General features: G+C 29.3%; 18 protein-coding genes. 2 read left to right on the forward strand and 16 right to left on the reverse strand.

Features of this window, described 5'->3' with window-relative positions; genetic code table 11:
- Positions 1–81: 81 nt before the first annotated feature.
- From flhB to AC1B00_RS04785, 12 genes are all read right to left on the reverse strand, one after another.
- Positions 82–1,134 carry a flagellar biosynthesis protein FlhB gene (flhB, locus tag AC1B00_RS04730; RefSeq protein ID WP_488848468.1) on the reverse strand — a complete coding sequence of 351 codons (1,053 nt, stop codon included), beginning with the start codon at positions 1,132–1,134 and terminating at the stop codon, positions 82–84.
- Complete coding sequence (nadC, locus tag AC1B00_RS04735; protein WP_488848396.1) at positions 1,134–1,964, reverse strand: carboxylating nicotinate-nucleotide diphosphorylase; 831 nt, start codon at positions 1,962–1,964, stop codon at positions 1,134–1,136. Before nadC ends, flhB begins: the two co-directional genes overlap by 1 nt.
- Positions 1,965–3,080 carry a succinyl-diaminopimelate desuccinylase gene (dapE, locus tag AC1B00_RS04740; protein WP_488848398.1) on the reverse strand — a complete coding sequence of 372 codons (1,116 nt, stop codon included), beginning with the start codon at positions 3,078–3,080 and terminating at the stop codon, positions 1,965–1,967. It lies immediately after the preceding gene.
- Complete coding sequence (locus AC1B00_RS04745) at positions 3,073–4,875, reverse strand: EAL domain-containing protein (RefSeq protein WP_488848399.1); 1,803 nt, start codon at positions 4,873–4,875, stop codon at positions 3,073–3,075. The genes dapE and AC1B00_RS04745 overlap by 8 nt, the downstream gene beginning before the upstream one ends.
- Before the next feature lie 9 nt (positions 4,876–4,884).
- Entirely contained in the window at positions 4,885–7,071 is a 2,187-nt protein-coding gene (locus AC1B00_RS04750; protein ID WP_488848401.1) for an endonuclease MutS2, read from the reverse strand.
- A complete protein-coding gene (locus AC1B00_RS04755) occupies positions 7,055–7,990 on the reverse strand; it encodes a tRNA dihydrouridine synthase (protein ID WP_488848403.1) in 936 nt (311 codons plus the stop codon). Before AC1B00_RS04755 ends, AC1B00_RS04750 begins: the two co-directional genes overlap by 17 nt.
- Positions 7,968–8,978, reverse strand: a complete 1,011-nt coding sequence (locus tag AC1B00_RS04760; protein ID WP_488848405.1) for a hypothetical protein — start codon at positions 8,976–8,978, stop codon at positions 7,968–7,970. Before AC1B00_RS04760 ends, AC1B00_RS04755 begins: the two co-directional genes overlap by 23 nt.
- Positions 8,979–8,987: 9 nt before the next feature.
- Positions 8,988–9,440, reverse strand: a complete 453-nt coding sequence (locus AC1B00_RS04765; RefSeq protein WP_488848407.1) for a 23S rRNA (pseudouridine(1915)-N(3))-methyltransferase RlmH — start codon at positions 9,438–9,440, stop codon at positions 8,988–8,990.
- Positions 9,437–10,270: an acetyl-CoA carboxylase, carboxyltransferase subunit beta gene (accD, locus tag AC1B00_RS04770; RefSeq protein WP_239817370.1), complete on the reverse strand. Its 834-nt coding sequence runs from the start codon at positions 10,268–10,270 to the stop codon at positions 9,437–9,439. The genes AC1B00_RS04765 and accD overlap by 4 nt, the downstream gene beginning before the upstream one ends.
- Before the next feature lie 8 nt (positions 10,271–10,278).
- A complete protein-coding gene (gene bamA, locus AC1B00_RS04775) occupies positions 10,279–12,546 on the reverse strand; it encodes an outer membrane protein assembly factor BamA (RefSeq protein WP_488848409.1) in 2,268 nt (755 codons plus the stop codon).
- Positions 12,547–12,641: 95 nt separating this feature from the next.
- Complete coding sequence (gene gdhA / locus AC1B00_RS04780; protein WP_239817368.1) at positions 12,642–14,003, reverse strand: NADP-specific glutamate dehydrogenase; 1,362 nt, start codon at positions 14,001–14,003, stop codon at positions 12,642–12,644.
- A gap of 171 nt (positions 14,004–14,174) precedes the next feature.
- Complete coding sequence (locus tag AC1B00_RS04785) at positions 14,175–15,554, reverse strand: TrkA C-terminal domain-containing protein (RefSeq protein WP_488848412.1); 1,380 nt, start codon at positions 15,552–15,554, stop codon at positions 14,175–14,177.
- A gap of 30 nt (positions 15,555–15,584) precedes the next feature.
- Here AC1B00_RS04785 and AC1B00_RS04790 point away from each other — a divergent pair, with 30 nt between their 5' ends.
- Together AC1B00_RS04790 and AC1B00_RS04795 are read left to right on the forward strand one after the other, a co-directional pair.
- Complete coding sequence (locus AC1B00_RS04790) at positions 15,585–16,787, forward strand: tRNA guanosine(34) transglycosylase Tgt (protein WP_488848414.1); 1,203 nt, start codon at positions 15,585–15,587, stop codon at positions 16,785–16,787.
- A gap of 103 nt (positions 16,788–16,890) precedes the next feature.
- On the forward strand, positions 16,891–17,319 hold the full coding sequence (locus AC1B00_RS04795) for a hypothetical protein (protein WP_488848416.1): 429 nt from the start codon (positions 16,891–16,893) through the stop codon (positions 17,317–17,319).
- Between the two features lie 31 nt (positions 17,320–17,350).
- Here AC1B00_RS04795 and copM read toward each other — a convergent pair whose 3' ends face one another.
- From copM to thyX, 4 genes are read right to left on the reverse strand one after another with little or no spacing between them, the layout of a single operon-like run.
- Entirely contained in the window at positions 17,351–17,713 is a 363-nt protein-coding gene (gene copM, locus AC1B00_RS04800) for a CopM family metallochaperone (protein ID WP_488848418.1), read from the reverse strand.
- Between the two features lie 60 nt (positions 17,714–17,773).
- Complete coding sequence (locus AC1B00_RS04805; protein ID WP_488848420.1) at positions 17,774–18,292, reverse strand: cysteine hydrolase family protein; 519 nt, start codon at positions 18,290–18,292, stop codon at positions 17,774–17,776.
- Positions 18,289–19,155 (reverse strand): menaquinone biosynthesis family protein, encoded by an 867-nt coding sequence (locus AC1B00_RS04810; protein WP_488848422.1) that lies wholly within the window; start codon positions 19,153–19,155, stop codon positions 18,289–18,291. The genes AC1B00_RS04805 and AC1B00_RS04810 overlap by 4 nt, the downstream gene beginning before the upstream one ends.
- Positions 19,142–19,765 carry an FAD-dependent thymidylate synthase gene (gene thyX, locus AC1B00_RS04815; protein ID WP_336611000.1) on the reverse strand — a complete coding sequence of 208 codons (624 nt, stop codon included), beginning with the start codon at positions 19,763–19,765 and terminating at the stop codon, positions 19,142–19,144. The genes AC1B00_RS04810 and thyX overlap by 14 nt, the downstream gene beginning before the upstream one ends.
- Between the last annotated feature and the right edge of the window lies 1 nt (position 19,766).

Here is a 19,766-nt window from a genome sequence, read left to right on the forward strand (position 1 = left end):
TAATTAGGGCTTTTTAATGATTTTTGCTAAAGAATTTGAAATAGGAATTAAACGAAATTCATATTTCAAATTCTTTGAAAATTATCTATTCATATTAGCAATAATTCTTAGAACTTCTGCAGTTGCTTTATATAATTCAACAGGTATTTCATCTCCTACTTCACAAATCTTATAAAGAGATCTTGCTAATTCTCTTTGCTCATAAATAGGAATATTATGCTCTCTTGCTATTTCTCTTATTTTAAAGGCGATATTATCAACTCCTTTTGCTAAGACTACTGGAGCTTTATGCTTTGTTTTATCGTAAGCAAGTGCGATTGAATAGTGGGTTGGGTTAGTAATTACAACATCAGCATTAGGGACATCTTGCATCATACGATTTCTTGCTGCTTGCATTTGGATTTGCCTAATTTTTGCTTTTACTTGCGGGTCTCCTTCCATTTGCTTGTATTCATCTTTTATCTCTTGCTTACTCATTCTAAGCCCTTTAAAATATTGAAAACGAACGATAAAAATATCAAGTATTCCAAATACTAAAAACGAGCATATAACAGCTCCAAAAAGTATGATGATTTTATCCCTTAACCATGCCATTTGCTTAATTAATGGAAGTATTGCTAAGTGGCTAAGTCCTGGCAAAAAGCTATAAATAAAATATCCAACTATGCCAAAAACTACGCTAACTTTTAAGATAATTTTTACAAGCTCAACCAATTTCTTCATTGAAATTATATTTTTAATGCCTTTTAATGGATTGATTTTACCAAAATTAGGCATTATGGGTTTAAGTGTGAAATTAAATCCTATTTGCATTACATTAGCAATTACTCCTGCAATCGCAATTGCAATCGCAAGTGGTAATACCATTAAAGTAAGTTCAAGTAGGGTCTTAATACCTATTTTGTAAAGCAATTTCCTATCAATTTCACTGCCTATTAAACTCTGATAATAAACATATAAAGCTGTAATTCTTTCATGCAAAAAATACACCCAAAACAAAGCAAAGCCAAAACCAACACAAAGAGTTACAAGTGCTGCAACATCTTGGCTTTTAGCGACATTTCCTTCTTTTCTGGCGTCTTCTATTTTTTTGTCGGTGGGTTCTTCCGTTTTTTCTGCATCATCAGCCATAATTACTCACCAAGTCTTATAGAAAAATCAACCCAAGTTGCCTTATAAATATTTGAGCCTGAGCTTACTACATCAACTCCGCTTTTAGCATACTCTACTATGGTGTTTTCATTGATATCCCCACTTGCTTCTAAAATGACTTTTATACCTAAACTATCTCTTAATTTTACGATTTCTTCACATTCTTGCGGGCTCATATTATCAAGTAAAATCGCATTAACATTAGCATTAAAAGCCTCTTTTACTTGCTCAAGTGTATCGCATTCAATTTCTATTGGAGTATAGTAAGGGATTTTGCTTCTTAACTCTTTTATGAAAGCTTTTAAATCTTTTACGCCAACTAAATGAGTATCTTTTAGCATCACACAATCATCTAAACCTAAGCGATGATTTTGCCCACCACCACAGCGAATTGCGTATTTTTCAAAAACCCTTAAACCAGGTCTTGTCTTTCTAGTATCAAGCAAAGCCACATCATAGTCTTTAATCAAAGCCTTCATTGAAGCAACTTTTGTAGCAATCCCGCTTGCATGCTGAATAAAATTAAGTATGGTTCTTTCACTCATTAATAAAGTTGTCTTAAGTGCTTTAAACTTTGCTAAAATATCGCCTTTTTTAAAGCTTTGCCCATCTTTTATAAATAATTCATATTCAATATTTTGCATTTTGCAAATCTCTTTAAAATAAGGCTCTCCTGCAAAAACTCCATCACTTTTAGCTTTTAAACTTGCTTTTATAATGTCGTAGTTTTCAAGTTGTGAAAATAAATCTCCCCTGCCTAAATCATCATTTAATTCTTTTTTGATTAATTCAATTTCACTATTAATTAACATTTAACTCCTTTCGCAAATGTTTAAAAATTCTAAAAATACATCGCTTAAAGCACAAACTTCACTAAATGGCACGCTTTCATTAATTGCATGGATTTTATCATTAACAACTCCAAGCTCACAAACATTAACACCGTATTTTGCAAATAATCTTGCATCGCTTGTGCCACCTTTTGCATTAAGGCTAGGATTTTTAAAGCCTTTATTTTCTAAAGCTAATTTTAGATTTTTAACTAGAATTGAATTAGCATTCGTATAAAATGGCTCTGAGCTTTGATTAATCTCTAATTCATAATTTAAATTCTTTAGATTTTGTTCTAAAAATTCCTTTAAATCTTGTTTAGTTGTAAGTGGTGAGTTTCTTACATTTAGCATTATTTTAAACTCACTTGGGGTTACATTAGATGCACCGATTCCTGCATTTACATTAGTAATTACAATCTTGCTAGGCTCAAAAAATTCATTACCATTATCTAAATCAAATCCAGCGATTTTTGATAAAAATGAAGCCCCTAAATGCACTGGATTTACACATTTTGCAGGGTATGCCGCATGACCTTGAGTGCCTAATATCTTAATATTTGCGTGAATACTACCCCTACGACCTACCTTTATACTATCGCCAAATTCTTTTTCGCAAGTTGGCTCTGCAACTATGCACATATCAGGTAAATCATTGCGAATATTTAGTTCATCTAAAACCATTATAACGCCGTCTTTTCCATCGCCTTCTTCATCGCTTGTTAAAATAACACTAATTTTTCTTATATTTTTTATATCATTTTGACTAAATTGTTTTATAGCATGCAAAAATGCAGCCACTCCACTTTTCATATCTTGAGTGCCACGAGCAATTATTAAATCATCTTTTATAATAGGGCAAAAAGGCTCGCTGTCCCAGCCATTTCCAGCAGGGACTACATCAATATGACCGCAAAAGCAAATATGCAAGCCTTTATTATTAAAAGTTTTGCTTAAGATTTGATTTGAAGTTTCGTTTCTTTTAATTATTTCTTCGCTAAAATCAGCTAAAAATTCTTTAGTTATTTTATAACAATTACAAGCATTTGGTGTAACGCTTGGCTCTTTTAAAAGTTCTAAAAATAATTTCTTAAGCATCTTTTTCCTTTAATTGATAAAAGTCCAAATCAATTTCTTCTTGAGAAAAAGTTGGGCTTGGTTTTCCTAAATAAAATCCTTGAAACTCATCAACACCAATTTCTACACATTTATTAAATATATCTTCAGTACAAACAAATTCAGCAACGGTTTTAATACCAAGAGATTTAGAAAATAGCACAATTGTTCTTGCTATTTTTTCGCTTTTTTCATCATTTGTGATATTTTTTATAATACTGCCATCAATTTTTATGTAATGTGGCATAAGCTCTAATAAATAAGCAAAATTACTAAAGCCACTTCCAAAATCATCTATGGCGATTTTACAGCCTAGTTCTTTTGCTCTTTTTAAGAAGTCTTTTATTTTTTCATTTTGTGAGACATTTTCATCTTCTAATACTTCAATAACTAAGCGTTCAGCTACACCTGTTCTTCTTAAAAGATTTATGAATTTGTTATTTTTAGCACTATCTATCATATCTCTTCCGCCTAGATTTATAGTAAGCGTTATATCTTTATTCTCAACTAAAGTTTGCACTACTTTTTCTATTATGAAGTTTTCTATTATTTCATATTGCTTCATTTTAATTGAAACTGCCAAAAACGCACCTGGAGTGATAACTTCCGTTCCTTCTGGAGTTTTTTTCACAATTCTTACAAGAGATTCAAATTTTAATATGTTTTTATCTTTATCAAAAATAGGTTGAAAAAATGGCAAAATTTCATCTTTTGCAATAGCGCTTTGAACTCTTTTTGCTGTGCTTAATTGATTGAAATATTCTTTTTCTTCATCTAAGAATTTTGAATAACATACGAAGTTTTTATTATCTTTTTTAGCTCTTTTTAAAGCAATGAAAGCTTTTTTAAGAGTATTTTCGTTTTCTAAACAAAGCCCCATTGTGATGGTTAATACTATGCTTGCTGTTTGATTATTGTATTCTATACTTAAGTCTTTATTTTTAAGCTCTTGCATAAGTTCAATTACTAATTCTTCATATCTTTGTTCATCTTCTATGCTATCTTCTAAAAGTGCGAATAAATCCCCATCTAATCTATAAACCTCTAAGCCATTATCACTAGCAAAATCGCTCATTATTAGTGCAATATGTTTTAATAAATTATCAGCAGTATTAGAGTCAAAATAATCATTAATCTTTTTAAATTCATCAATATCTACTAATAAAAGCTTTGGATTTTTCATCAAAATTATTGATTTTTCTAAGCTTCTTTTATTTTTTAGCTGAGTTAATGGGTCAATACTAGCTTCAATTTCAAGCTTTTCTATTCTTTTATTATAAGTTGAGATTATTCTTTGGTATTGATTTTCTATGGCTTTTTTTTGTTTATATAAAATAAACATCAAAATAAAAAAACAGGCATTTAAAAATAAAGGCACATAAAGTTGATAAAATCTTGAATTAGTAAGATAAAAATCATCGCTAAATCCGTAATAAACGCCATCTTGTAATTCATAATGTTTTATTTCAAAATGATTTTTATTAAGTTTTGTAGCTTGGTAAATCTCTTCATCTTTGATTAAATCTTGCAATTCTAATTCGCTTAATTTTGGCTCTTTTCCGCCTTTTACAATGATTTTGCCATTTTCTATTGTGAATTCATCTAGTTCAGGTAGGGTTTTTGTTTTTTCTTTATTCATTAAAGAATGAAGATAGCTTTCTGCAAATAATTTCACATAATTTCTTGAATCCATAAAAAGATATAGATTAAGTAATAAAAAAACACTAACTAATAAATATAAAACATTTTTTATTTTTTTAAAATCCCTAGCTTCCATATTAACGCCTTATAATTTTATAATCTTAGCTCCAAACCCACCAGCATTTGCAGGTGCATCGCTAAAACTTTTTATGCTTTTGCTTGATTTTAAATATTCTTTAACAGCTGCTGCTAAACGACCTGTTCCTATTCCATGATACACAATCACTTCATCAAATCCTGCAATCAAAGAATCTGAAATAAATTTATCAAGCAAATCAATTGCTTCTTCGCTTCTTAAACCATGTAAATCTAGCTTTACGCTTGCATTACTTACGTTTTTTTCATAAGTAACTTTGCTAGAATTTGATTTAGGAATTTCAGCACTTGCTTTTAACATTGAAATATCAAGTTTTAATTGTAGCATATCAGTTTGCACGGTTGCTATATTTTTGTTTAATGCGATGATTTTGCCTTTAATTTTTTCATATTTTACAAAATCACCTACCTTAAAATCAGCTCTTTTAACGGCTTCAGGTTTTATTTGCTGCTTTAGTGCATTTGCTGCATTAATTTGTCTTTGCTTGTCTTTTAAGTCGCTAAAATCAAGAGTTTTTTTGGCAGCATTTATAGCTTTAAAATATTCGTTTTCTAATTCATTTCTTCTTTTTTTGTATTCATCTTGAAGTTTGTTTTCTTTGTCTTTTAAGTTTTCTAAAAGAGAGTTTAGTTTGCTTTCTTTTTTTTCATTATTTGCTATTAGCATTTTAAGTTTTGCATCTAGCTCTAGGTTTTTATTTAGCATTTCGTTTATATTCTGCTCAGCTTCACTAAAGCTTTTTTTGGCAAGCTCAATTAAGCCTGCAGGAATTCCATATCTTAAAGCTGTTTCGTAAGCATAAGATTTACCAACAATTCCAGCTAAAAACTCATATTTAGGACGCTCATTTTTAATATCATATAAAGCTGCTAATAGACTAACTCCATTTTCTTTAGCAAGTAGCATTGCAAGTCTTTTGTGATGAGTTGTGATTATTAATTTTCCATGTTTTTTAAGCTCACAAATTAGGGTAAAAAATAGCGAACTTGCTTCTTCAAAATCAGTTCCTAATTCAATCTCATCAACTCCTAATAAGAAGTTTTTCTTGCCATTCATTTTTGCAAAAGCTAACATTCTTCCTGCAAAGGTTGATATATCGTTTTTTGCCATTTGCGGATCTTCTATAATGCTTATATATTCTTTGAATGCACTTATTTTTGATTTATTAGCATTAATTCTCATAGGAACTAAATATTTAGCCATAAAACTAGCTGCCATTAGGCTTTTAAGTAGCATTGATTTTCCACCAGCATTTACACCTGTTATTAATAATACTTGTTCGTTAAACTCAACACTAACAGGCTTTGGATTATTTAGTGCAGGGTGGCAAAACTCACTTAAGATTATTTTTTCATCATTGCTTGGAGCAACAAAGCTTAAATCCTTTTTCTTAGCAAAATTAACCCTTGCAATATAGCTATCAATTAAATCAAATTCTTTATTTATAAATTTTAAAAACAATAAGTGCTTTGATAAAATTTCGCTGAATTTTTTGGCATATTCGTATTTTTTCTCATCTGCTTCGTTTTGCAGTCTTCTTATGCCTTGCTTATAATTTGAAATATTATTTGGCTCAACATAAAATCCCCCACCGCTACTTCTTGAGATAATATTTGCTTCAAGAACTTTTGCAAAACCACCCCTAACTAACAAGCATTCAGTATTTAAAATAAAGTGAATTTGTGTATCTATTAAATAACTTTCAAGGTTTTTTTGATTTATTGTAGCTCTTAGGCTTTGGCTTATGCTTTGATTTAGTTCTTTTATTTTTGCCTTTATATTTAATAAACTCTCATCGCTATCTTCATCGAATTTATCATCTTTAAAGTATTTTAAAATATCTTCAATTTCTTTAGGAATTATGATTTTTTCAAGATATTTTTGAAAGGAATTTGAAAACGGAATTTGGGCTAAGTATTTAAAATAATTTATAATTTTTATAAACTCTTCAATCTCATCAAGGTGTAAAACACCCTTTTTGCTAAGATGATTTAAAGCATTGCTTAAATCTTTTACGCTTTTTATGTCTTTTAATTCATATTCGCATAATTCATTTATTCTTGCTAGGTGCAAGTTTGTATCGCCTTGAATAAACAAAGGCTTACTTCTTGCAAACATTGCAAATAATTCATCTAAATACTCAACTAAATCAAGGTTTTTAATAATTTGCTGCATCAAAAAACTCTTTTATAATATTAAACATAATTTTAGGCTCATTTATACGATTTACTTCATTTCTAAATTCACTTGCATTTGCTAAACCTTTTGAATATTCGTGCAAGTGTTTTCTAAATAATGAGCAAGCATAATCTTTATATAAATCACACATATATTCAAAATGAGTTAAGATAATTTCGCATTTATTTATATCTTTAGACTTTCCTTTAATTTCTGAGAAAATCCAAGGATTTCCAATGGCATTTCTTCCTATCATTAAAGCATCTGCGTTTGTATGTTCTAAAACAACCTTGTGATTTTCATAAGATATATCGCCATTTGCTACGATTTTGGTTTTTGCTAAAGATTTTGCTAGTTTAATAGCATCGTAATTTACTTTAGCACTATACATTCCAGCTCTAGTTCTTCCGTGAATACTTATAAAATCTAATTCTAATTCATTTAGAGCTGTTATTATTTTTTCTATTTCGCATTCGTTAAATCCTAGCCTAATTTTAACGCTTGTAGTTCCTACTTTGTTGTTTGATTTTATAATATCTAGCAAGGATTTTAAAGTATCTAAATCTTTTAAAAGTGCTGAACCTGCGTTTTGTTTTATTACTTTATTTACAGGACAACCGCAGTTAAAATCAATTCCGTGAATGTTTTCTTCGTTATTTATGATTTCAACTGCTTTTTTTATTATTTCTTTGTTTGAACCTGCTATTTGGGCTATAAAAGGTATTTCGCTTTTATCTTTTTCTAGCATTGTGCGTGATTTTTCGCTCTCATATACAAGAGCATTTGAGCTAATCATTTCGCTAATTGTAATATCACAATCAAATTTTTTTACAAGTCTTCTAAAGGCAAGGTCGCTAAGACCTGCCATAGGTGCTAAAATTAAAGGTTTAGAATTAGCAAATAAGTTTGTCAACATCGTATGTTTTACCTTGTTCTTTTAAAAATACTATTAGTTTAAAATCTTCTAAATTAGCTTCACTACTATAAATTTGCTCTATTAATTCATCAATTAATGCAAGTTTTGCAAGTAAATATAAATAAGCTCTAAAGGCTAATTCTTTTTCATTTTTTAATTTATAAAAAATCCCTTTTATACTCTCAGGCTCAAGCTTAGTAAATAAATCTTTTGCTATATCTAAATACTCGCTTTCATTAAAATCAACACTAAAAATCAAAACTTCAAGCTCAGCATTGCTTAGACTTAAATCATCGTTTATAAATCTATTTAAAAGTATTTTTACATCTTCTTTGCTTTTTTGGATTTTAAGAGTTTTAATATTTGCATAAAGTCCGTTTAGCATTAAATTATTGTAAGCACTAAGGCTTATTTCATCGTTGATTTCATCTTGATTTTTGAGTAAATTATAAGCATAGTTTAAATCATGTTTAGCTTTATTAGCTTCATTTTTTAAGAAAAGTTCATTATCTTTTCCTAGCTTAAAAGGTTTTAAATCACAGATTTCTCCGTTTTCAACCATAGCTCTTATTGCTATTGCATTGTTTAATTTATCCCCTAAAGCTCCTGCTTGTTTATAATAAAGCGATTTTACTAATTCGCTTGCTTCTTGAAATTCTTTTGTTTTAAATTTATAGCTATTGTTTTTTTCTAATACTAATTCTTCTAAGAAATTTTCAAATTTTTTCCCGTCTTTTACTAGTCTTTTTTTTGCAAAATGTAGTGATAAAAACGAAGAATAAAAATAAAGTAAAGCAAAAACCATATAAACTGCTAAAGGTAAGCCAACCCAAATTACGTTTTCAAATTCCAAAGTTTTTTGATAATTAAAAACGCTTATTTCAACAGCTCTTTTAGTAGCTAATAAATCATGGAAAAATACAATTACAATAAAGCCTACTATAATTAAATACAAAATAGAATAAATAAAAAAGTTTCTAATTTTCATAACTCCCCTTTATTTGTGATAAGGATGATTTTTGTTTATACAAAAACCACGATAAATCTGTTCTAGTAACACAATTCTAGCTAATTCGTGTGAAAAGGTAAGCTTAGAAAAGCTTAAAACATAATCACATTCATTTAAAAACTCATCGCTAAATCCATAAGCTCCACCGACAAAAAAATTAATCTCATTTTTATCTTTTAATAAGCTTGCAAACTCAATGCTATCAATACTCTTACCCCTTTCGCTTAGTGCTATGCTAAAAGATTTTTTGTAAGGCATATAAGCTTTTGCATATTCAAGTTTTGCTTCATTTGAGCCTAAATCTTGAGCTTTTGCAATTTGTTTTGAAAAAACATTGTTTAAACTAAGCTTTGAATGCTGATTTATAAGTTTTATAAATCTATTTTCAATCTCGCTTAGTTTTTCTAATTTTTTTTGAATAAAATAAATATTTATATTCATTTAAAATATCGTAAAAAATCGCTTAAAAATTCACGCTGATTAGCTCTAGTTACGATAGCGTCAATAAGTCCATGTTCTAATAAAAACTCAGCACTTTGAAATCCTTCAGGTAAATCAGCACCTATTGTTTGCTTAATTACTCTAGCTCCTGCAAAGCCGATTTGTGCCATAGGTTCAGCGATAACTAAGTCCCCAAGCCAAGCAAATGAAGCTGATACCCCACCAAAAGTAGGATTTGTAAGAATTGATATATAAGGAAGTCTTTCTCTAGCTAGCAGTTTTAAGGCTGCTGAAGTTTTTGCCATTTGCATTAGTGAATAAGTGCTTTCTTGCATTCTAGCACCACCACTTGCACTTATTATTATTAATCCTTCTTTTTTCTCCATAGCTCTTTGAATTGCTCGAACTATTTTTTCGCCTTCAACACTACCTAAAGAACCACCCATAAAAGAAAAATCAAACACACATAATTGAACGCCAATTCCACCAATTTTGCATTCTCCTGAAATTACTGCACTTGTTCTTCCTGTTTTTTCTTCACTTTCGCTTAAGCGTTTTTTATAGCTTTTTGAATCTACGAATTTTAAAGGGTCATTTGCTCTTAAAGTTTTATCATATTCTATAAAACTTCCTTCATCTACAAGCATTTCAATACGCTCTTTAGGACTAATTTTCATATGTAATCCACATTTTGGGCAAACATTAAAACAGCTTGCTACTTCTTTATAATACATTAAAGCATGGCAATTATCACACTTTACCCAGTGATTTGGTGCTTCACTTGGTTTTGGTTGAGCCTTTCTAAAGTTAAAAATATCTGCAAAATTCATTTTATCTCCTAAAATTGACTTCCTATACTAAATTCAAAAGTATTTGTTTTATCTCCTGCTTTTTTATCAAGAGGTTTTGAGAATACAAACACAAGTGGCCCCATAGGAGTAGTCCAATCAAGACTAATTCCTGCACTTTGTCTTTTTATCTCGTTTAATTTCTTTTCGCCTATCATACCATAATCATAGAAAATTGAACCACGAAGTTTTAATTTATTTATTAAAGGGAAATTTATTTCAGCACTTGAATTAAGTGAAATTGCTCCCCCTTTATCATAAGGATAAGCTATTATTCCATTACCTGGTTTATTTACCTTTGAGTGTGTTGCAGGGTCATAATATCCTATTCCTTTTGGGGTGATAGAATCGCTTTCATATCCTCTTACACTTCTTAAACCACCAAGATATAATCTTGAGTTTATAGGAGTGTTTTTATAATTAAATAGTTTATTAAATGAAGTTCTAAATCTAAAGATTAAATCTGTATCAAAATCTTCTTTTAAGCCTTTGTAGTATTTGAAATCAAAAGCGAATTTTTTATATTTTTGATCGCCTCCTAAACCTACATAAGTAAATGCAGCTCTACTATAAATACCACTTCTTGGCAAGTAAAAATCATCAGTATTATCAAAATAAATATAAGGTGTAATAGCTGATTTTTTTGATTTTCCTAATTTTTCACCACTTGCTATCATTTCAATAGTTGCTTTTCTTAAATCACTTTGCTCGTAATTATAAATAGCCCCAGCTCCCCAATATCTAGCAAATTCTCTTCCTATACTAAGCTCTAAACCATTGTTATATTCTTCGTAAGTATCCCAATCTCTTTTATAGCTATATATATCAAAACCGCTTGAAAATTTTGAATCAAACAATCTAGGATTATTTAAAAAGATTTTACCTGTTACATCTTTATCTGATTTTTCAACATTAACTCCACCATACATTCCACTACCTAAGATATTTCTATCGCTAACAGAAGCATTCATTAAAAATCCATCAGCAGTGCTATATCCAACGCCACCTGTAATTGAGCCGGTTGCTTTTTCTTTAACTTCTACTAATAAATCAATATCTCCTGTAAAGCTAGGTTTTGGAGTGATATCAACTTCTTCAAAATATCCGGTTTTTTTAAGTGCGATTATGCTATCGTTTAAGTCAGTTTTGCTAAATTGCATACCTTCAGTAAGGTAAAGCTCTCTTCTTACTACCTTATCTAAAGACTTGTCATTTCCTTTAACAATCACTTCACCTATATTATAAATCTTGCCTAAATTAACTTTAAAATCAATTTTTACTAAACCATCGCTATCATTTTTGGCAATATCAGGATAAACTTCTGCTAAAGCGTAGCCTTTATCTTGGAATTTAGTCTTTATAAACTCAATATCAGAGCGAATTTTTTCTGAGTTTATGTATTTTCCTTTTTTACTTCTTAAATCTTTTACATTGATTTTTAATTCATTTTCTAAAGGATTTTCTATGCTTATTTCTTCTATTTTATAACGCTTGCCTTCGTTTATATAATAAGTTAATTCAGCTTTATAATTTTGCATATTTGCTTCTAAATAAGGACTTGAAACATTAGCATCAAGATAGCCTTTTTTCATATATTCATCCTTAATTCTTGCTGAATCATTTGGAAGTTCGGTTGAATATAATTTACCATCATTAAAGCCCCAAAACCAGCCTAATAATTCTTTTTCTTTATTTGCTATCACAGGGTCAAAATCACTATAATTAAGCTTATTTGCTCCTATTAAATTAACTTTTTTAATAGTTATTATTTCTCCACGATTTATATTAAAGTTAAGCACAACAGCATTATTTTCTAAATCTTGGGTCTCAACTTCTACAACGCTATCATAAAAGCCACGAGATTGATAGTAGAGAATGATTTTTTCTTTTGCTTCGCTTATTTTTCTTTCATTATAAGCTTCACCTTTTTTAATACTTAAAAATGATTCAATTTGCTTTTTATCATTACTTGAAGTTCCTTTGATATTTACTTTTGCGATGAATTGCTTTTCTACTACATTAAAAGTAAGCTTTCCATTATTTTCATCTACATAAATATCATCAAAATATCCATAAGAAAATAGATTTTTTACAGCATTATTAATCTTGTATATATTTATTTCATCATTTACTTTTAAATCTATTGCCTTTAATGCTTGTTCTGCTGATAAATGATATAAGCCTTTAAATTCAATATCACTTATAGTGTTTGCATATAAAAAAGAGCTAATAGCACTTACATATAATATTGTTTTCATATTTAACCTGATTTTTTAATTTTAAAGGGAAATAATAATAAAAGAAAGTTAATGTTAAGTTTGTCAAAAAAGCCCTAAAAATAGGGCTTTTAGGCTTAAATATAGCCTTGGTCTATCATAGCATCTGCAACTTTTTTAAAGCCTGCAATATTTGCACCTGCAAGTAAGTTATGCTCAAAGCCAAAATCTTTTGCAGTAGCTGAAGTTCTTGCATAAATATCTTTCATAATCTTATGTAATTTCTCATCAACTTCGCTAAATGTCCAAGAAGTCATATTAGCATTTTGTTGCATTTCTAATGCGCTTGTAGCAACTCCACCTGCGTTTGCTGCTTTTGCTGGTGCATAATACATTTTGTTTTCTAAAATGAACTTTTGAGCATCAAGTGTGCAAGGCATGTTTGCACCTTCAGCGATTAATTTACAACCATTTTTATGAAGATTTTTTGCATCTAGTAAGCTTAATTCGTTTTGTGTAGCACAAGGGAAAGCATAATCACAAGGAATGCTCCAAATACCATTAGTTCCTTTTTCGTAATTTACTTTAGATACAAATACAGCACCTTTTTTGCGATTTGCATAATCACTTACACGAAGTCTTAAATTTTCTTTCACTTCTTTTAATAAATCTAAATCAATTCCGTCTTTATCATATACATAACCATCGCTATCGCTTACTGCTACAACTTTTGCTCCATATTGATTTAGCTTTTCAATAGTATAAATAGCAACGTTTCCACTACCTGATACAACGCAGGTTTTTCCTTCAAAGCCTTCGCCTTTTTCTTTTAATAATTCATTAGAAAAATACACAGTTCCATAGCCTGTTGCTTCTTTTCTAACTAATGAACCACCCCAGCTAATTTTTTTACCTGTTAGGGTTCCATCAAATTTAGAAGTGATTTTTTTATACGCTCCAAACATATATCCAAGCTCTCTAGCTCCAACACCAATATCTCCTGCAGGAACGTCGGTTGAATAACCTATGTGTTTGCTAAGTTCGCTCATAAATGCTTGACAAAATCTCATAATTTCTGCATCGCTTTTGCCTTTTGGATCAAAGTTTGCTCCACCTTTACCACCACCTATATAAAGACCTGTTAAAGAGTTTTTAAAGATTTGCTCAAATGCTAAGAACTTTAAAATATCAAGATTTACAGTTGGGTGAAATCTAAGCCCACCTTTATAAGGTCCAAGTGTGCTAGAAAATTGCACTCTATAACCAAAATGAGTTTGTGCTTTACCGCTATCATCAATATATACAACTCTAAAAATTATTGTTCTCTCAGGCATTACAAGTCTTTGTAATACAGCGTGTTGCTCGTATTGTTTATTACTTTCTAACAATGGTATAACTGATTTTAAAACTTCAGTTGCACATTGTAAAAATATAGGTTGTCTAGCTGAATAAGTTTTGATTAATTCAAGCGTGTCATTTACATAAGATTTTGCACTCATATTCTCTCCTTTAAAAATTAAAAAAATATTATACAAAAAAATTAAAAAAATTATGAAAATTTTTTAAGAATTTTTTATGAAAAAAATTAGAGAAAAATTTTAATTTTTTTGAAGATAAATTTTTAAAGAATTTGAAATAGGAATTAAAGCAAATTCCTATTTCAAATTCCGTTAAACTACTGGTATAAACAGCTGATAATTATCGTCTAATACTTCATATAGCTTAGAAAAATCATTTGATAAATATTTTAATGTATTAGTATGTAATAATTGTTTTTCAAATCCAAGACAATGGATAATATAAGGATTAAATTTTAAGTCTAATAATGGATTTTTGCTCTTGTATTCTACTAATTCAAGGTTTTTATTAAAAAATTGTGATTGCATATTTATATGCTCTATTAAATCATCATTTACAGGGTTTGCATTGTCAAAATAAAGTAATTTTGCATCAAGATTTAATAATAAAGAAATATCTAATAAAGTAGAAGTTAAATTCTCTACGCCAAGTGAGCCTGAACTTATACACGCTATTGAGTTAAGCTTTGCAAAATCAACTTTTCCAACCTTTAAAACAGGCATAGAACTATCGTATAATTGCTCCATATTTTTTTTAAAAATTTCTTTGCTTACAATAAATAGCCCAGAATATACATTAGAAAACTCAAAAATCGTTTCTTTTACCGATGTAGCTTCATATTTAATATGGACTATTATTGTCTTTCTTTTTAATTTCTTTAATTTTTCTAATGATTTATTTAGAGTTGGGTTTATTACATAAAAAATTAGCTTAATACTATTTGTTTTTGCGTGCAATAAAAGTGCTGTATTTATTAAATTGTCTATATTTGTGTCAATTTTCATATCAATAATTACACAAATTGTATCTCCATAAGGGCTAGGAAATTGTCCAACTTGACCTTTAATCCTTGAAAACATAAGGTTTAAAATATTTGGATCACCTACTAAAACAAGTTCATCATTTGCTAGTATTTGAGTATCTGGCTTTGGCAAAATTATTTGATTATCTCTATAAATTAGAGCGATTTTATAAAATTCTTGAGCAATTGCATTTATATGTTTATTTGCATAAATTGAGCCAACAGGCACAAAAACTTGCATTATTTCGCCAATTCCAAGTCCTATATCTCTTGCAATCATAGGCATATTTGGCAAAATATCTATTAGATGATTTGTAGTGCTTTCTTCTTGATTTACTAGAGTGCAAAAGCTATCGTTTTCGTATTCTTTATTATTTGATAAGACTACAATTCTTACACGCTTAGCAATTTGTCTAATCGCATCATAAGCAAGTCTTGTGTCTTCTTTTTCATCTAATAAAATATATACTAATTCTAATTTATCATCTATGTAGTTTTTAAGTCTAGCAGCGTTTGTTGGGTCAATTTTAATATGAGTAAAATTGTGTTTAAAAGGAATATCTTCTTGGCAAACGATTATATATTCTTTTGTGCTATCCTTAAACCTTGTTAATTCTTTTAGAAAATGATTTGCTACGCAAACCTTAGCTAAAATTAATATTTTTTTCATAACAACTCCAATTTTAAAGGAAAGATTATAATGAAATTTGATTTATATTCAAGCGATAATTTTGCTAGACTTGGCAAGGTAACAACGGCTAATGGAGAGTTTAATACCCCTTGTTTTATGCCTGTTGGAACTCAAGCTTGTGTAAAAGCTCTTGATGCAAATGATATGCAAAATACCTTAGGTGCTAAGATAATCTTAGCAAATACTTATCATACATATTTAAGACCTGGTGCAAATATCATTGCTAATTTTGGAGGGCTTCATAATTTTACAAAATATAAAGGTTCTTTTTTGACAGATAGCGGGGGATTTCAAGCATTTTCGCTAAGCAAAAATACAAAACATAGTGATGAAGGAATTACGTTTAAAAGCCACATAGATGGTTCAATTCATAATTTTACTCCTGCAAGTGTGCTTAAAACTCAGTATCTTTTAAATAGTGATATTTGTATGGTTTTAGATGATTTGTGTGCTTTACCTGCAAGTGATGAAAGGATTAAGGCAAGTCTAAAACGCACGATTTATTGGGCTAAATTATCGCTTGAGATGAAAAAAGAATTTAAAAATAATGATGAAGAAACTTTGCTTAAAAAATATTCAAAAGAGCTTTATAAACTAGAGTTTAATAAGCTTTATGATGAAGAGCTTAAAAGAGAGCAAAATATTTTCGCAATTGTTCAAGGCGGAACTAATAAAACTTATAGAAAAGAATGCCTTGAAGGTATATTAGAATGCGAAAATGAGCATTCTTTTGATGGCTTAGCTATCGGTGGGCTAAGTGTTGGAGAGCCAAATGAATTAATGTATGAAACGGTAGAAAATCTAACTCCTTTAATGCCAACGAATCGCCCTAGATATTTAATGGGGGTTGGAACTCCACTTGATTTGGTTGAAAATGTCGCTCGTGGGGTTGATATGTTTGATTGTGTTATGCCTACTAGAAATGCTAGAAATGGGACTTTATTTACAAGTTTTGGCAAGATAAATATAAAGGCTAGTTCAATGAAACTTGATAAAAATCCAATAGATAGTAATTGCTCTTGTTATGCTTGCAAAAACTTTAGCCGTGCTTATATTCATCATTTATTTAAAGCAGGTGAGATTACATTCTTTCGCTTAGCAAGTTTGCATAATCTACATTATTATTTAAATTTAATGCAAGAAATTAGAACAAATATAGCAAATAAAACCTTTGATAATTTTTATAAAAACTTTAAAGAAATTTATAAATAATTTTTAAGAATTTGAAATAGGAATTACAAACTTAATAATGGCAGTTTTTACTGCCACTAAACCTTTTTAAAATATATCCGATTTAAGGCAATAAGCATTACTTATGAGCATTAGTAATTCTTTAAATCTTACTTTAAAATATGATAAAAACCTTGATGGAGCGATAACATTTAGCGAATTTTTAGATATAGGTGAAAATGGATATTTTGAAGATAATTTAGAAGTATCTAATAATAAAAACAATGAAGATTTGATTAATACATATAAGCTTACAAATACAGATAAATTAAAAGAAAAAGAATTAGAAGAATTAAAAAAGTTAGCAACCTTAGCAAAGCTAAAAAATCAAGGCTTAGAAAGTCTTACAAATGATGAAAAGAAACTCTTAAAAGATTTTGCTATAAATCTTAATATAAGCGAAGATAAATTAAAAGATTTAATTAGTAGCGATAAATTAAAAGATTTTATATCTTATACAAAAGACTTCATAAATGAACTTAGCGAAACAAAGTTGCTTGATATAAAAGCTTAATTAGTATAAACCCCTAAAAGAAGGGGTTTAATTAATGATTGTGGTTTGAATGCTCTGGATATTTATAACCTTTTTTGTCTAAATATTCTTGCATAAATTTAATTTCTGCTTCTTGAGCTTTTATAATATCTTCTGCTAGTTTTTTAATGCTTTCATCTTCGCCGTATTTTAATACGATTTTCGCCATATCAACAGCACCTTCGTGGTGTGGTAACATACCTACAACAAATGATAAATCAGGGTCTTTTTCAACTAAACCTGCATTCATTTTTCCATGCATTTTTGCCATACTTTCGTTTAGCTCATTTTGCATAGCTTTAAAATCGCTATCGTTTAAAGTTTTTGCATTTACGCTAAGACTTAACGCAAACGCTGCTAAAAATAATAATCTCATTTTTCTTCCTTGTTTTAAAAATAAGTTCGTATTATAAAAATAAAAAGTGTCAAAAAAGTGTTAAATTATATCTATATGAAGATTTTTTAAAATATCTAAAGCTTTGTTATGTAAATCTTCATCATAACTTGCGGTTGCGTTTTTGTCAATAAAAATTCTTGTATTTGGCTTTGCAGCTTTTATGATGATAGCATTTGATAAAACGCAAATATTACTTACAAGTCCAACAATTTCAATATTTGCATAATCTTTATTAGCTAGATAATTTCCAAGTTCAAGTGAGCCAAAAGTGTTTTTATAAAAACATAAATGATTTTTAGCTAAATCATCAAATTTTTTATAAGCTTTAGCTCCGTAAGTTTCATTTATGCAGTGCTTTATAGGTAGTTTTTGCCCTTCTAAAGTGTCTAAATAATCATCATAGTGCAAATCAAAGGTAAAAATTATATCATCATTATTTTTTAAATATTTTTCATATTTTTCTAAGATAATTGGCTCTAAGGATTTGGCTTTTTCAAATCCTAGTGAGCCATTTATAAAATCATTTTGAAAATCAACAATTACCAAAAGATTTTTCATGAATTTCTTAATCCTTCGTATTCTGTTGGGATTAAATTATCCTTCGTTTTACAAGGACTAAATCCTAGCTTTTCGCCTAGTTTAAATAATATATCAAGAGATTTTATTTGTTCATCGCTTAGGCTTATACTCTCATCATTTGCATAAAGGCTTAGATATTTATTAAGCTCAGCTTCATTTACTCTAACTTCGTTTTTACTAAGCAAAATGCGACTTAATGAAGCTTTATTTTTAGTAGCGACTTCTACTGCACGAGTTAGTTCATTTTCAATCTTAATTGCATCACTTAGCATTAAAGAACGGCGTATTGCCATTCCACCAAGTGGTAAGCTTAAAACTTCGCCACACTCAGCCTTGCAAAACTCAGCCCAAATATCCCAAATCTCACATTCAACCCTTAATTTATCGCTATAATTAAGAATGCTTTCATGAATTAATACCCCAGCATCAACACTGCCATCTAAAACAGCATTTTGAATATCTAAAAAATTCATATATGTAATCTTAGCATTTGGATATTTTAAACGAAATAAAAGAGCATTTGTAGTATTTTCTCCACTTAAAGCAACTTTAAAATTAGGCTTTAAAACCTTATCTTTTAGAGTGATTAATTTTGGACCATAGCCATTGCCAAAGCTTGTTGCACATCTTAGTAATGCATATTCACTTTGTATTTTTGGATACACAGCAAAAGAAATCGCACAAACATCATAGATATTATTTAAACTCGCTTTATTTAAGGTCTCAATATCATCAGCAATGCTAGTATAATTAAACTCCGAGCTTATCCAACCATAGCGGATTGCTGCATACATAAAAATATCATCAGCATCAGGGCTATGAGCAAGACTAATTTGCTTCATTTAAGCAACCTTTGAATATAAATTTATGTTCTTCTGGTAAAGCTTCATAGATATTGTAAGCTAGCTCTCTAATCTCTTTTAATGCGGCTTTACTTGTTCTAAGAGTTAAGAAATTTTGTAAAGCTCTTGCATTTATACTCCAAGTAAGCTCAGTTTTATAGCATTCTGGTAGGGCATATTTTGCAATATCTTGTGTCATACCTTCAGCGTTTAAAATAATTCTTAATTTTTCTAAAGCACAAATACTAGCATTATCAACTAAGCGATTTCCAGTTAGCACAATATATCTTTGAGCGTTAGCAAAATCAAATTCCTTAAACTCGCTTTCATTTCTTAGTTCTTTTAATGTATATCTAGTGCTTTTTACAGATAAACTTGCCATTCTATGTCTTGCTAATTCTTGTAAGCATGCTCTTGAAATGCCTTGAATATAGAAATTATAATGCAAATGCTCTAAAGTGCTTGAATGCTTATAAATATTACCTATACGATTGATTAATTCGCAGTCTTTTTCTCCGCCATTATCACCTTTATCAAAACTTTGCCAACAAGTTCTCATAGCATGAGAGCATATATTTAACGGGGTGTGATTTAGTAGTGTAATTCTCATT

The sequence above is a fragment of the Campylobacter sp. DY7 genome, assembly GCF_057802535.1.